At 68.2% G+C, this 14,322-nt stretch carries 13 protein-coding genes and 1 other RNA gene; 7 read left to right on the top strand and 7 right to left on the bottom strand.

All coding sequences use genetic code 11. The features are described 5' to 3' along the window. Nucleotides 1-71 precede the first annotated feature (71 nt). Nucleotides 72-1,604: an alpha/beta hydrolase gene (locus tag ACLJPD_RS25350; RefSeq protein WP_410875351.1), complete on the bottom strand. Its 1,533-nt coding sequence runs from the start codon at nt 1,602-1,604 to the stop codon at nt 72-74. Nucleotides 1,605-1,802: 198 nt separating this feature from the next. Here ACLJPD_RS25350 and panB point away from each other — a divergent pair, with 198 nt between their 5' ends. The 4 genes from panB (at nt 1,803) to ACLJPD_RS25330 (ending at nt 5,033) form a co-directional block, all read left to right on the top strand. Further along, nucleotides 1,803-2,669, top strand: a complete 867-nt coding sequence (gene panB / locus ACLJPD_RS25345; RefSeq protein WP_410875349.1) for a 3-methyl-2-oxobutanoate hydroxymethyltransferase — start codon at nt 1,803-1,805, stop codon at nt 2,667-2,669. A 198-nt stretch (nt 2,670-2,867) separates the two neighbouring features. Continuing rightward, a complete protein-coding gene (locus tag ACLJPD_RS25340; protein WP_410875348.1) occupies nt 2,868-3,209 on the top strand; it encodes a hypothetical protein in 342 nt (113 codons plus the stop codon). Further along, nucleotides 3,209-4,171, top strand: coding sequence for a prolyl aminopeptidase (pip, locus tag ACLJPD_RS25335; protein WP_410875346.1), 963 nt, complete (start codon nt 3,209-3,211; stop codon nt 4,169-4,171). Before ACLJPD_RS25340 ends, pip begins: the two co-directional genes overlap by 1 nt. 4 nt (nt 4,172-4,175) lie before the next feature. Next, the gene (locus ACLJPD_RS25330; protein ID WP_410875344.1) at nt 4,176-5,033 is read left to right on the top strand and encodes a CHAD domain-containing protein; all 858 of its coding nucleotides are present in this window, start codon (nt 4,176-4,178) and stop codon (nt 5,031-5,033) included. 3 nt (nt 5,034-5,036) lie between these two features. Here the strand turns inward: ACLJPD_RS25330 and ACLJPD_RS25325 are convergent, their stop codons facing one another. Next, nucleotides 5,037-6,521: an RNB domain-containing ribonuclease gene (locus ACLJPD_RS25325; protein WP_410875342.1), complete on the bottom strand. Its 1,485-nt coding sequence runs from the start codon at nt 6,519-6,521 to the stop codon at nt 5,037-5,039. A 19-nt stretch (nt 6,522-6,540) separates the two neighbouring features. Beyond that, entirely contained in the window at nt 6,541-6,873 is a 333-nt protein-coding gene (locus ACLJPD_RS25320) for a hypothetical protein (RefSeq protein WP_410875340.1), read from the bottom strand. Between the two features lie 411 nt (nt 6,874-7,284). Between ACLJPD_RS25320 and ACLJPD_RS25315 the strand changes: the two genes are divergently transcribed. Continuing rightward, nucleotides 7,285-7,656, top strand: coding sequence for a hypothetical protein (locus ACLJPD_RS25315; protein ID WP_410875338.1), 372 nt, complete (start codon nt 7,285-7,287; stop codon nt 7,654-7,656). A gap of 65 nt (nt 7,657-7,721) precedes the next feature. Here ACLJPD_RS25315 and rnpB read toward each other — a convergent pair. Beyond that, an RNA gene (gene rnpB, locus ACLJPD_RS25310) (RNase P RNA component class A) lies at nt 7,722-8,129 on the bottom strand. Between the two features lie 36 nt (nt 8,130-8,165). Between rnpB and ACLJPD_RS25305 the strand changes: the two genes are divergently transcribed. Then, on the top strand, nt 8,166-9,053 hold the full coding sequence (locus ACLJPD_RS25305) for an alpha/beta hydrolase (RefSeq protein ID WP_410875337.1): 888 nt from the start codon (nt 8,166-8,168) through the stop codon (nt 9,051-9,053). A gap of 14 nt (nt 9,054-9,067) precedes the next feature. Here ACLJPD_RS25305 and asnB read toward each other — a convergent pair whose 3' ends face one another. Then, the gene (asnB, locus tag ACLJPD_RS25300; protein ID WP_410875335.1) at nt 9,068-10,915 is read right to left on the bottom strand and encodes an asparagine synthase (glutamine-hydrolyzing); all 1,848 of its coding nucleotides are present in this window, start codon (nt 10,913-10,915) and stop codon (nt 9,068-9,070) included. Between the two features lie 160 nt (nt 10,916-11,075). On the opposite strand from asnB, the gene ACLJPD_RS25295 reads away from it, so the two are divergent. Continuing rightward, a complete protein-coding gene (locus ACLJPD_RS25295; protein ID WP_410875334.1) occupies nt 11,076-12,287 on the top strand; it encodes a polyketide synthase in 1,212 nt (403 codons plus the stop codon). Nucleotides 12,288-12,353: 66 nt separating this feature from the next. Here the strand turns inward: ACLJPD_RS25295 and ACLJPD_RS25290 are convergent, their stop codons facing one another. Further along, complete coding sequence (locus tag ACLJPD_RS25290; protein WP_410875333.1) at nt 12,354-13,043, bottom strand: S1 family peptidase; 690 nt, start codon at nt 13,041-13,043, stop codon at nt 12,354-12,356. Between the two features lie 141 nt (nt 13,044-13,184). After that, nucleotides 13,185-14,315: a bifunctional RNase H/acid phosphatase gene (locus ACLJPD_RS25285; protein ID WP_410875331.1), complete on the bottom strand. Its 1,131-nt coding sequence runs from the start codon at nt 14,313-14,315 to the stop codon at nt 13,185-13,187. Nucleotides 14,316-14,322: the final 7 nt, after the last annotated feature.

Below are 14,322 nucleotides of genomic sequence, written 5' to 3'. Positions count from 1 at the left end.
GGTTTGCGATCTCGTCACATCGTTCGCACATCTCACCGGCTACGACGGGGCGCGGTGAGAAAAAGTCACTCTCAGCATGTGAGACCGGGAGCGGGCGTGGCGAGATCGACGAGGTAATCGATCACCGCGTCGTCGAGGCACTGATCGCCCGCGACCAGCGCGGCGGTATGCCGGTTGCCGCGGAAAGTGATCAGGTCGGCGCCCAGCTGGGCAGCCAGGTCGACACCGGCCTGATAGGGCGTGGCCGGGTCCTCGGTCGTCGAGACCACCACCGTCTTGGGCAGCCCGGGTGCCGAGATACGGTGCGGAGAACTCGTGTTGGCGACCGGCCAGGCGGCGCACAGTTCCAGTGGGGCGGCGCCGGTGCCCTTGCCGTCGTCGAGGAACGGGGCGGCCTTGCGGTATTCGGTGTCCTGACGGCCGGTCACCGCGGGATCGGTGATGCGGGGATCGTCGATGCAGCGGATCGCGTTGAAGGCGTCCTGGGTGTTGGCGTAGGTGCCGTCCTGGCGGCGGCCGTCGTACATATCGGCCAGTTGCAGCAGGGTGTCGCCGTTGCCGCCGCGCAATTCGGTGAGGCCCTGGGTGAGGATCTCCCACAGTTCGTCGCTGTAGAGCGCCTGCTGGACGCCGGTGATCGCGTCGTTGTAGCTGAGGCCGCGCGGATCGGTCGTCGGCGCCGGAGTCCGCTCCAGCGGCCCGACCAGCTCACGGAAGCGGGTGACGGCCTTGGCTGGGTCGGTGCCGAGTGGGCAGTCCGCGTTCTTCGCGCAGTCGGTGGCGTAGGCGGTGAACACCCCCTGGAAGCCCGCCGCTTGGCGCAGCGACTCCTGGATCGGGTCCTGCGAGGAGTCGACCGCACCGTCGAGGACGAGCGCGCGCACGTTCTGCGGGTATTTCTCGGCGTAGGCCGAACCCAGACGGGTGCCGTAGGAGTAACCGAGGTAGCTCAGTTTCGCGTCGCCGAGGACTGCCCGCATGACATCCATGTCCTGGATCACCTCGCGAGTGCCGACGTGGCCGAGCAGGTCGACGCCCGAGCGCTGGGCGCAGCGGTCGGCGTATTCACGGTTGTCGGCTTCGGCGTCGGCGATACCCGCCGGGGTGTTCTCGGTGGGCGGCTCGGCGCGTTCGGCATCGGCCTGCTGCGGGGTCAGGCAGACGATCGCGGGCAGTGACGAGCCGACACCACGCGGATCGAACCCGACCCGGTCGAACTTCGCGGCCAGTTCGGTGCGATTGCCGACGCCGACCATCGACAGCCCGGAAACGCCGGGCCCGCCCGGATTCATCAGCAGCGAACCGACCTTCTCGCCGGTGGCCGGGATCCGCGACAGCGCGATCTGGGCGGTCGGGCCGTCCGGGCGCGCGTAATCGATCGGCACGGTGATCCGCGCGCACTCGGTCTTGGGCGGCAGCCGGTCCTCCGGGCTGCCGTAGCCCTCGCACGAGCCCCAGTCGATCCGCTGGTCGTAGAAGGTGTTCAGGCCCGGGGGTGGCGGCGGCAGTTCAGCGCGCGGTGCGCTGTCCTGGCCGGTACCGCATCCGGTGGCGATCAATGCTGAGACAGCGCCGAGGAGCACGACGAGCCGGCCACGCTGCACAGTGGGCCCACCTTTCCGCGCCCTGCGGCGCACACGATGCGCCCGTTCGGGCTCGCACCACGGTAGCCGAATCGACGATGTGACCGATCACACCGGCACCGGGGCTTAAAACCGCGCGTGCGCAGGTGCACACTGGTCTTGTCAGAAAAGCCCGGGGACCCGGTATGGGCCTCGAGGAACCAGACGAAAGGGACGATGATGTCCGTATCCGATGAGCAGAGTCCTGCCTACGGTGCCACTCCCGCCGCCACTGTCCCAACCAAGCAGCCACGCCGCAAGACCCGCGTCCAGCATCTCCAGCAGATGAAGGTCGAGGGTGAGCGCTGGTCGATGTTGACGGCCTACGACTATTCGTCCGCCCGGCTGTTCGAGGAAGCCGGTATCCCCGTTCTCCTGGTCGGCGATTCCGCCGCCAATGTCGTCTACGGCTACGACACCACCGTGCCGATCACCATCGACGAGCTGATCCCGCTCGTGCGCGGTGTCGTGCGCGGCGCACCGCACGCGCTGGTCGTCGCCGACCTGCCGTTCGGGACCTACGAGTCCTCGCCACAGCAGGCCCTGGCGACCGCCATCCGCTTCATGAAGGAGGGCGGCGCGCACGCGGTGAAGCTCGAAGGCGGCGAACGTGTCGCTGAGCAGATCGCGCTGATCACCTCCGCGGGCATCCCCGTGATGGCCCACATCGGGTTCACGCCACAGAGCGTGAACACCCTGGGCGGTTTCCGCGTGCAGGGCCGTGGCGACGGCGCCGAGCAGTTGGTCGCCGACGCGATCGCCGTGCAGGAAGCAGGCGCGTTCTCTGTGGTGATGGAAATGGTTCCCGCCGACATCGCGGGCCAGGTCACCCGCAAGCTGACCATCCCCACCGTCGGCATCGGCGCCGGCGCCGACTGCGACGCCCAGGTACTGGTCTGGCAGGACATGGCCGGCTACACCAGCGGCAAGACCGCCAAATTCGTCAAGCGCTTCGGCAACGTAGGCGACGAACTCCGCACCGCCGCGGCCACTTACGCCGCAGAAGTCCGCCAGGGCACCTTCCCTGGCCCCGAACACAGCTTCTGAGTTCCCACTGTGCGGCCGCTCCCTGACGAGGGGGCGGCCGTTTCGTGCGAAGGGTCTTTGTCAGCGGCTGATGGCAGACTCGATGTCGACACTGTTCGACTATCAGAGGTACCGATGCCGCGAAACCGTTGGATTTCTCGTTCTGTGCTGTTGATGGCGGGTTCGCTCGCTGTCGCGTCCCTGACCGCGTGCGGAGGTGTGCAACCGGCACCGACCGGGAGCGCGGGCACCACGACCTCGGCCGCGGCGACGACCACGCCTGCCGGGACTCTGACGATCAGTCCCTCGTCCGGCGCGCAACTGTGCGACATGATCAGGCCCGAGCTGTCCAATTTCCGGGTGCAGGGCCCGACGCTCGGGCGGATCTCGCTCAACGCCATGGTGCACGACTGGGGCTTCCGCAACGGCGGCATCAACGGCCACGTCCTCGCCGACAAGGCGATGATCGACCGGGTGACCACCGAGAGCTGCCCGGACGTGCGGACCGAGGCGCTCACCGCCCTCGATCTGCCTTCCCTCGCCGCGGGATTGGCCTTCTGATGCGCAGCCTCTACCCCGAGATCGAACCGAAGGAGCAGGGACTCCTCGACGTCGGTGACGGCCAGTCGGTGTACTGGGAGGTCAGCGGCAACCCCGACGGCAAGCCGGTGGTGTTCGTGCACGGTGGACCCGGCGGCGGTACCGGCCCGCTGCAGCGGCGCTTCTTCGATCCCGCCGTGTACAAGATCGTGCTGTTCGATCAGCGCGGCTGCGGAAAGTCCATGCCGCACATCGCCGATGGGGCGAGCCTCGACGGCAACACCACACCGAACCTGATCGCCGACATGGAGCTCTTGCGCGAGCGTCTCGGTGTCGATCGCTGGCAGGTGTTCGGCGGCTCGTGGGGGTCGACCCTGGGCCTGGCCTATGCCCAAGCGCACCCGGAGCGGGTGACCGAACTGGTGTTGCGTGGCATCTTCTTGTTGCGGCGCAAGGAGATCGACTGGTACTACAACGGTGCCGCGGGCAACGTGTACCCCGCCGAGTGGGCGAAATTCCTGGCTCCCGTGCCCGTCGAGGAACGTGAAAGCGACCTTGTCGAGGTGTATCACCGGCTGCTGCACTCCCCCGATCCCCAGGTCGCGCTCGATGCCGCGGTCGCCTGGTCGACGTGGGAAGGGGCGACGAGTTCCCTGCTCCCGCAACCGGATCGGGTCGCCGAAACCGCCGAGGCACGCTTCGCCCTCGCCTTCGCCCGGATCGAAAACCACTATTTTCGCCACGGTGGATTCCTGGACGAGGGACAGTTGCTGCGAGACATAGACCGGATCGCCGACATTCCGGGCGTGATCGTGCAGGGCCGCCACGACATCGTGTGCCCCGCGGTGAGCGCATGGGAGCTGCACAGTGCGTGGCCTTCCTCGACCTTGCACATCGTCGAGGACGCGGGACACACCGCGCACGAGCCCGGCATCACCCACCACCTGGTGGAGGCGACCGACACGTTCGGAAAGCGAGGCTGACATCATGGCGCCCAAGGCCGGAAAAGCCGTCGTCGCGGCACTAGGCGAGGACATCGACCGGCTCTTCGCCGCCGAACCCGACGTTCGCGCCGACGCCGACGATTCGGTCCACCAGATGCGCGTGGCCACGCGCAGGCTCCGCAGCGTGCTGCGGTCCTACCGCAAGCTGTTCGACGCCGAGCAAGCCGCCGCCACCGAAGCGGAACTGAAGTGGCTGGCCGATCTGCTCGGCGTGGCCCGCGATGCCGAGGTCCGCGGTGAGCGCTTCACCGATCTGCTGGCAGGCTTCGACGACGCCCCCGCCGAGATCACCGAAGCACTGGTCGGCGCCGCCCGCCAGGCCTACGCCGATGCCCACGCGGAGGTACTGACCGCACTGGACGGCAAGCGCTACCGCCGCCTGCGCAAGGTACTCAAGGCCTGGCGCACCGATCCTCCACTCGCCAAGGGCCTCGCCCGCGAAAAGGCCACCGAGGTCTTCGACGACGTTCTGCGCCGCGATCGAAAGCGTCTGCGCAAGTTGGTCTTCGCCGAACCCACCGCCACCCCCGCCGACCGGGTGGAGATGCTCCACGACATCCGCAAGGGCGCCAAGCGTTTACGGTATTCCTGCGAAGCCGCGGGCACGGTCCTCGGCCCCGACGCCACCGACCTCGGCGCTCGCGCCAAACGCCTGCAATCCGTCCTGGGCGACCACCGGGACGCCGTCGAATCCCGCGAAGCGATCCTGGTGGTAGCCGAGGGCACCCACGCCCCCGCGTCCACGGTCTACGAACTCCTGGCCGACACCGAAGAAGCGGCCGCGGGCCGAGCCATCGCCCATTACCCCGCGGCCGCGGCTTTCATCTCCGCGGCGAAGTGACCATCAACGCGCCCCGTCGTAGTCGAACCCGATGGTTCGCGTCGCCGGATCGGCGACGGCCAACCGCACAGCGACCGTCTCCCCTTCCGGCGGCTGCCCTTCGCAGCGCGCCAGAATCGGCGGCTCGCTGACGAAGACCTCGGCGGGCCGAGAACCGTTGGCAGCACGCAGAACCACGGCCGAGAAGTCGGTGCCGACCCGCGGCGCGAGCACCGTGGCCTCGGTCAGATCGACGCACGCCCGATCGACTTTGTTGGCCAGACTGTCGGTGCGGCGCATCGTCTCGGCGGCTGCCTTCACCCCGTCCACCACCCACTGCGGCACCTCGACTCCCGCGCAGTGAGCCAGGCAGATCTCGGTCGTGAACCGATCGGCCAACCGCCGCAGCGGCGCCGTCACATGCGCGTACGGTGCCCCGATCGCGCTGTGCGTCAACTGCTCCGGCGACGGCTCGTCGAGCTCGGCCAACAGGGTATAGCTGGCGCCACGCAACAACCCGGTCGCTTCCGACATCAACACCAGCGCAGCGGGTGTATTCGCGTCCAGCCCGGCGAGCATTCGCCCCACCGGCATCTCGGCAGGCCACTGCACGCCCAGCGCCGCGGCCGTGCGCCGCATCGATTCGATCGCGCTCCGCGGCGGTGGCGGCATTGTCCGCAGCAGACCGATCCCTTTGTGCTCCACCATGATTCGTGCCGCACACATACCGGTGAGCAGGGAAATCTGCTCGTTCCAGTCATCGGCAGCGGTCCGCGGCTCCAACTCGAGCCGCCAGCCGTCACCGTCGGGAACCACTTCCTGCGCGGGCAACCGCAGCGAGATCGCGCCCTGATCCAAGCCCGCTTCGATTCGTAGCCGCCCGAATTCGGGCAACGCCGCCAACGACGGAGGCAACCTCCCGGCGTCGGCAGCGGTCTGCACCTGCGCGTAGTCGAACCGCTCCCGGGAGCGAACCAATGCCCGTGTCACCGAAAAGCTCAGCGGCACAGCATCATCGGAAAGCTCGATGGTCCACAACGCGGCAGGCCGGTCGACACCGGGCAGCAGGCTCGCGGTGCCCTCGGACAGCACCCTCGGATGCAAGGGCACACTGCCATCGGGCAGATAGAAGGTCTGCCCACGCACTTCGGCTTCGGTGGCCAGCGCACTGCCGGGCACGATCACCGCACCGAGATCCGCGATCGCGTAGTGCAGGGTGAAGCCGGTGGGAGTGTGTTCGATATGCAACGTCTGGTCCAGATCCAGCGCGCTGGGCGGGTCGATGGTCACGAACTCGATGTCGGTCCGGTCGACCCGAGTGCCCGCGAACGCGTCTACCGCGTCGCGGGCGTCGGAGACGGCCTCGGCCGGATAATCCGAGGCCAGTCCGAATTCGGAACGGATGGCGCCGAAGTCGACCGGCGCCGAGACGATCCGCTGATGGAGTTCTAGTTGAGCCGTCCGACTCTGGTTCTGCGAACTGCCCCTCGTGTGTGACTCGAAGTCCATCTTCGCAGAGTAGCGAGTCTCAGCGCAGCGCGAGCATGGTGCCGTTGAGCTGATCGAACGGACCGTACACGGTGAAGGTGACCCGGCCGTTGGGGACAGCGGACGACACCGTCGCGGCCGCGTCGAGCGCCTGACCGAAGGAGGCCGCCGACGGATGCGGCAGACCGGCCAGGGTCAGACCGAACCGGGTCTGGTGGACCCAGGCGGTATCGGCCGGACTGAGGTCGACCTGGACCCCGCCGGAGAGCGGCGTCACCGCGACCGCGCTCGCCGAACCGGCACCCAGCGTTGCGCAAACCGCAGCGGCTCCGGCGATCAGTGCACCGGCGACAATGGAACGAACTACCCGCATGTAAATATGACCTGCTTCCGCGATCGAATGTGTTGGGCTCGAGGAAGAGGCGAGCCCTGCCGACGGCGATCACTCTATGACCTCGCTCACGTTCCCGGCGAGTTCCAGCGCATTTTCACCGTCTCGACACACGAGCGCCGCGACATCGCGCGCAATTGTTACTGTGGCGGCGGCGCACCCGGCAGCTGCCGGGATGCGCGGCACTCACGTCGATAAATGGGAGTTTGCGAACGTATGTCGTGGCTGATTTTCGATTACCTGTCGCCGATCCTCGGACCTGATGCGGCCAGCTATTGGGCACATCTGCTGGCGATCAACCCGGGATAGCTCACCGCTTCCAACCAGAACATGTCGCTTCCCGTTAACCACAGGGGAAGCGGCGTGTTTCCTGGGCCGCTAGCATCCCGCTCCGTGAGTAGAACTACCGCCGCCATCGCGGCCAGCGCCACCGTCTTCGCCCTGCTTCTGGCCGGCTGCAGCGACGACTCTTCCTCCGCCGGCTCCCCCACCGCCACCACCACCGCCGCACCCGCCTTCCAGGTCGAGGCCAGCAAGGCGGGCATGTTCGTGGTGAGCTACCGCAGTGCCTTCCCGAAGCTGTCGGAAGGACGTGACGACGCCACCCTGGCCGCGGTGCTGAATCACTCGTGCTCCGACATCAAGGCGGGCAAGTCCGAGGCCGACACCATCGCCACGATCCAGAAGGCCGCCAAGAACGGCGCCGTCACCGCGACCACCGAAGAGGCCACGGCTGTCTACCAGATGTCCAAGATGATGTGCTGAGCCGATCATCGGCGAAGTGAGGCGGCGGTTCCCCGGTGGGAACCGCCGCCTTCGTGTTTCGTGGGCGGGCGAGTCGGCCTGTAAGCCGGATCCTGTCCCCGATTCGCACCGGGGGGCGACCATCCATCTGGACACACCGTTGCCGGGTGCCTCGAGCGGTCCACCCGCAGGCTCGGGCGAGCAGCCCTCGAACACCTGCGCAGCCGCACCGTTTCCGATGCGACCTTTGACCTTGCTCCGGGCGGGGTTTACCTAGCCGCCCCGGTCACCCGGGGCGCTGGTGCGCTCTTACCGCACCGTTTCACCCTTACCGCACTCGCGTGCGGCGGTCTGTTCTCTGTGGCACTGTCCCGCGGGTCACCCCGGGTTGCCGTTAACAACCGCCCTGCTCTGTGGAGTCCGGACTTTCCTCGGCACCGGGCAGCGACACTGATCGTGCCCGTTCCCGTTACCGCGGTCGCCCGGCCGACTCGCCCGCCGGTACAGAGTACTCGCTACGGTATTGACTCATGGAACGTGTCGACGTCAGTTTCCCTTCGGGTGACCAGCAGTGCGCCGCGTGGCTCTACCTGCCCGACGGCGCGCCTCGGCCGCGCCCGTTGGTGATCATGGGACACGGGCTGGGGGCGACCCGCGAAATGGGGTTGGATCGGTATGCGCGGCGGTTCGTCGCCGCGGGCATGGGGGTGCTCGCCTTCGATTACCGGAATTTCGGTGCCAGTGAAGGTTCCCCTCGTCAGGTACTGAACATCGCGCGGCAGCGGCAGGACTGGAAGGCCGCAATCGCCTACGCACGCAGCGTCCGCGGCTTCGACGCCACCCGGATCGCCCTGTGGGGCACCTCGTTCGGCGGTGGCCATGTGCTCGCGGTGGCGCCCGACGACGATTACCTCGCCGCGGTGGTGGCCCAGGTGCCGTTCACCAGCGGGTGGTCGTCGGCGATGGCGAAGGGCCCGATCAGCCTCACCAAGGTCTCCATCCTCGCCGCCACCGACCTGATCTTCGGCCCGATCCGCCGCAAGCCCATCCGCATCCGGCTGGCCGGGCGTAAACGCTCCGCGGCGTTGATGAGTGCCACCGACGTACCGGAGGGCTACGGCAGGCTGGCCGAGGAGAGCGAAACCTACGACCCCAAAGTCGGCGCCCGCGTTGCCTTCTCGACCCTGTTCGACTCCCCCGGCCGTCGCGCCAAGTCGCTGAAGGTCCCCGTCTTCTACGCCATCGCCGAGAACGACTCGATCGCCCCCGCCGGCCCCACCCGCAAGGCCGCCGAACGCACCAAACACGCTGTGGTCAAGCAGTATCCGGTCGGCCACTTCGACGTCTATTTCGACGATGTCTTCGAACAGGTCGTCCGCGACCAGACCGACTTCCTGGTGTCGGTCCTGCGTCCGTGAGCGGAAGTGACGGGCTATCGGAGCGGTTCTCCCGATGGCATCGCCTCACCCGCGAGGTGACGCAGCCACAGGTCCATATTGAGGGCGAAATCGAGACCTGCGCGGGTGGCGCGGTCATCGAGCGGGCGATGCAGGCGGTCACGTAAACGACTGCGGTCCAGGTAATCCCACACCGGCGCGGACGCAGCAGCGATCAGGTCGGCGGCTTGCGTCCGCAGTGCGCGGTCATAGGCCGGGTCGTGGGTGATCGGGTACGGCGCCTTGGTGCGGGCGGTGACGCTGGGCGGCAGCAGGTCTGCGACGGCGGCGCGCAGCAGTGACTTCTCGCGGCCGTCGACGGTGTGCAGCTCCCACGGGATGTTATAGGCGTATTCGACCAGGCGGTGATCGCAGAACGGAACGCGCACTTCCAGGCCGACGGCCATCGACAGGCGGTCCTTGCGGTCGAGCAGATCGGGCAGCCAGTGCGTGAAGTGCAGCCGGAACGCCTCGCGCATCCGCCGCCTGCTCACGGATTCGCCGGGGAGTGCGATGGTTTCGTCGACCGCCTGTCGATAGTGCGCTGCTCGGTGCGCGGTCAGGTCGAGTTCGGCGGCGACATCGTCACGCAGCAGGGCTCGGCATGCGCCGCTACGACCCGCGAAATAGCGCCACGGATAGTCGGTTCGGGCGATCGTCCGCGGGTCGTGGAACCAGGAGTACCCGCCGAACACCTCGTCGGCGCACTCGCCCGACAGCACCACCGTCGCGTGTTCGCGCACCGCCCGGAACAGCAGATACAGCGAGGAGTCCATGTCGCCGGCGGCAGGCAGATCGCGGGCGGCGACGACCGCGCCGCGCACCGTCGGATCGGTGAGGGCGGCAGCGTCGAGCACGATGTCGCGATGGTCGAAACCACAGTGCGCGACCATGTCGCGGACGAACGGCGCGTCGGGGGTGGACCGCAGCGCGTCGGGCGCGAAATCCTCTGCGTTGCCCGCGAAATCGACCGAGAACGTCGGCAGGGCGGCGCCGGTCGACCGCAGCGTGCGCTGGGCGAGCGCGGTCAACGCGCTGGAATCGAGACCGCCGGAGAGCAGGGCGCCGAGCCGCACATCGGCGCGTAGGTGACTCGTGGTGATGTCGTCCAGCAGCGCGCGGACCGTGTCGACGGTGGTATTCAGATCGTCGGTGTGCGGGGCGGATGCCAACTGCCAGTACCGATGTTCGCGGACGCCGCGCGGATCGGCGACGAGCACGGTGCCGGGGCGCACCTCCCGAATATCGCGCAGCAGGGTGCGGCCGGGCGTGCGGACGCAGGACAGGAAGTCGCGCAGCCCGTCGAGGTCGATCGCCGGTGTCGGCCCCGCGCCGAGCAGCGCCTTGGGTTCGGAACCGAAACGCACTCCGGTGCCATCCATTCGGTAGCAGAGCGGTTTGATGCCGAGACGGTCGCGAACGAGCAGCAGCCGGCGGGCGGTTGTGTCCCAGTAGGCGAAGGCGAACATGCCGTGCAGCCGAGGGACCGCGTCGAGGCCCCATTCCAGGCAGGCCTGCAGCACCACCTCGGTGTCGGTGCGAGTGGTGAACTTGTGGCCGAGTAGCTCGAGCTCGCGGCGCAACTCCACGTGGTTGGACACCTCGCCGGTGTAGGCCAGGACCGCGCGGGTGCGATCGGCATCATCGACGGCGACCATGGGCTGGTGCCCATGGTCCGGATCGATGACGGCCAGCCGCCGATGTGCCAGCGCGGCATGAGAATCGGCCCAGGAACCGTGCCCGTCGGGCCCCCGGCGAGCCAGCCTCGCAGCCATGGCGGCGGCGGTTCGCTCGCCGTCGGGAAGCCTGCCGCACGGGTCGACCCAGCCAGCGATACCGCACATTTTTCGGGCACCTTTTCTGCAGTGGAAGAAGGATGGGGTACGGCTCGGCACCGCCGACCATCATCAGGTGCGCTGCGATCAATAGATCGTCGCTATCGTACTGTTGATCTTGTTATGTCTATCACCCGTGCGCAAAATTTCCAGAGAACGGACGGTCTGTATGAGTTCGCACGAGCCGATCGCGATCGTGGGTATGGGCTGCAGGTTCCCCGGCGCCGCCGACTATCGCCAGCTGTGGCAGTTGCTGCGTGACGGCACCGACGCGCTGTCCGCGGGCGAGTTCCCCGACTGCACCGCCGATTTCCGGCCGGACGAGTTCCACATCACCGAACGAGAGAACGCCGAACTCGACCCACAGCACCGGGCCCTGCTGCTCACCGCGCGCGACGCGCTGCGTGACAGCGGGCTCGACGAGAACCAGCTGGCGGGACAGTCCATCGGCATTTTCATGGGGCAGAGCACGGCCGAGCACTGGGACAATCGCGATCCCGATCGCCTCGCCGACATGTATGCCATCGCGGGCGCTGCCGCCCGCAGCATGGCGTCGGGTCGGCTGAGCTACGCCTGGGATCTGCGTGGTCCCTGCGCCACCGTCGACGCCGCTTGCTCGTCGGGGACGCTCGCGGTGCACCTGGCCTGCCAAGCGCTGCGCACCGGCGAATGCGAGACCGCGCTCGCGGGCGGGGTCAGCCTGGTGCGCGGAACGGATCACACTCGGGGGTACGCGGCGGCGGGCATGCTGTCCCTTTCGGGGCGTTGCCGATTCGGCAGTGAGGAGGCAGACGGCTTCGTCCGCAGTGACGGCACCGGCGTGCTCGTCCTCAAACCGCTCGCCCTCGCCCGCCTCGACGGCGACCACGTCCACGCCGTCATCCACGGCAGCGCTCAGGCGAGCAAGGGCCGCACCGCCAAGGCTGTCATCGCCCCCTCGATCGAGGGTTACCTGCAGGTCATCGAACGTGCCTGTGCCACAGCAGGTCTCGACCCGGCACAACTCGGCTACGTGGAAGCACACGGCAACGGCGCACCCGCCGGTGACCATCTCGAACTGCAGGCCATCGGCACCGCGATCGGCCGCCACCGCCCCGCCGACCGGCCGTGTCTGGTCGGCTCGGTCAAATCCGGGATCGGCCACCCCGAAGCCGCAGGCGGGCTGGCCGGGGTGATCAAAACGACTCTCGCGCTGCGGCATCGCCACATCCCGGCGACCCTGCACTGCGACAACCCCACCTCGGCGGTGGACTGGGCGGGCCTCGGTATCGCCCCGGTGCGCACACCGACCGCTTGGCCCGAGCCCGGCCCGGCATACGCGGGCGTCAACACCTACGGCCTGTCCGGCACCTTCGTCCACCTCGTACTGGGCGAGGCGTAGCGCCCGTACGACAACGGGGGCGCGGCACCGTGTGGTGCCGCGCCCCCGTCGAGGTGTCTATCCGGTTCAGATGGGCTGGAAGCCCGCTCCGACGCCGCCCGCGCGGTTGAGCACGTCCAGGATGACCTGGATGGGCTGGAAGTAGGCGGGCGAGTGGATCGGGTTGGCGCCGCCGGTGCACGGTACGTCGAAGTCGACGGGGCCGAGGCCGGTGAGGCGGCCCTGGTTCATGCCGATCAGACGGTCGCCGACCACGACGGGACCGCCGGAATCGCCTGGCTGCGAGCAGTATTGGTTGATCGAGGTGCCCTCGAGTTCACCCCACACCACGCCGCAGCTGCGACCGCTGGTGCGGCCGTCGGAGCACACCGTGGCACCGGGGCCGGGTGCGGCGCCGATGCCCGCGACGGTGGTCTGACCGATGGTGCGCACCGGGATCACCTTCGACGCATCCAGTTGCAGCACAGCGAAATCCAGGTAGTCGCCGTCGTCGGAGTACGCGACGGTGCCGATCACGCCTGCCTTGAGCGCCTGCTCGGCGCCGACGCGCGCACCGGTCGGTGCGCAGTGTCCCGCGGTGAGACCGACGAGTCGACCCGCGCCGTCGCGGCCGATGGCCGTGAGTGAACAACCGGAGTTGTTGTCGAAGACGATGCCCGAGGCCGCGCCGAGCACCACGCTCGGATCGGCCGTCACGCTACCCGCACCCGCGGACGCGGTGAGCACCCCCGCGATGGCCGCCGCAAACGCCGCCATCCGTAGAAACCTCATCAAGTACCTTTCCTGTGTGGCCGCGGCATTCCGCACGCCCGAGAATGTTTCGGGCAATGCGGCGTCGTCGTTACGCCGACCGTGTGCCGGGGCGACCGTACCGTGCCCGGGTGACAAGCGGGCAGCTCACAGGTACGAGGTGTCGTTGACCAGGCGCACCGAAGCGCCACCGTCGGGATAGAACTCGGCGACGCACAGCGACGCGAGGTCCAGGTGCAGGCGGTACAGCAGCGACGGGCCGACGCCGAGCGCCAGCTGCAGCAGGGTCTTGATCGGGGTGACATGGCTGACCACCACGACGTTCTGGCCCGGGTACAGCGCGACCAGATCGCGGCGCACCCCTTCGATACGTTCGCGCACCTGATCGAAACTCTCGCCACCGGGTGCGGGGATCGACGGGTCGCCCAACCAGTCGCCGTGCAGGAGCGGATCACGCTGGGCGGCTTCGGCAAAGGTGAGGCCTTCCCAATCACCGAAGTCGGTCTCGGTGAGGCCGTCGAGGATGCGCAACGGCACATCCAGCGCACCGGCGGCGGCTTCGGCGGTGGAACGCGCCCGCTGCAGTGGCGAACTCACCACGGCGGCGATATCGCCTCTGGCGGCAAGCATTTTCGCGGCACGCTCGACCTGCTCGCGACCGAGATCGGTCAGTGGCGGGTTGCCGCGGCCGGAGTAGCGACGTTCCACCGACAGTGCGGTCTGGCCGTGGCGCAGCAGCAACAGGCGGGTCGGCTTACCGACGGCGCCGGTCCAGCCGGGCGAAACCTTGTTCGCGTCAACCGCTTTCGGCACCGCGACGGCGTCACCGGCGGCATGTCCGGCCGCGACGGCGTCACGCACGGTGCCGGTGAGCTCACCGTCGTCCATCGCCTCGTTCGCGAGCCGATCGGCGTGGGAGTTCTGCGCGCGCGGGATCCAGGTGAAGCTCACCCGATCGAATCCGGCGACCAGCGCCCGCGCCTGCTCGGCGAGCGGAATCATCGAAGGGTGCTTGATCTTCCAGCGTCCCGACATCTGTTCGACGACGAGCTTGGAGTCCATCCGCACCGTGACAACCCGCGCGCCCAACTCGGCCGAAGCGGCCAAACCCGCGAGGAGACCACGGTATTCGGCCACATTGTTGGTGGCGACGCCGATGTACTCTTTGCGCTCGGCGAGCACCCGCACATGATCGGCGGCGAACACCACCGCCCCGTAACCGGCCGGGCCGGGATTACCACGCGAGCCACCGTCGGCTTCGACGATCACTTCGCTCATCGGCGTG

It is taken from the genome of Nocardia sp. A7 (assembly GCF_046549215.1).
Taxonomy (GTDB): Bacteria; Actinomycetota; Actinomycetes; order Mycobacteriales; family Mycobacteriaceae; genus Nocardia.
This window is presented reverse-complemented; position numbering and strand designations above follow the sequence as displayed.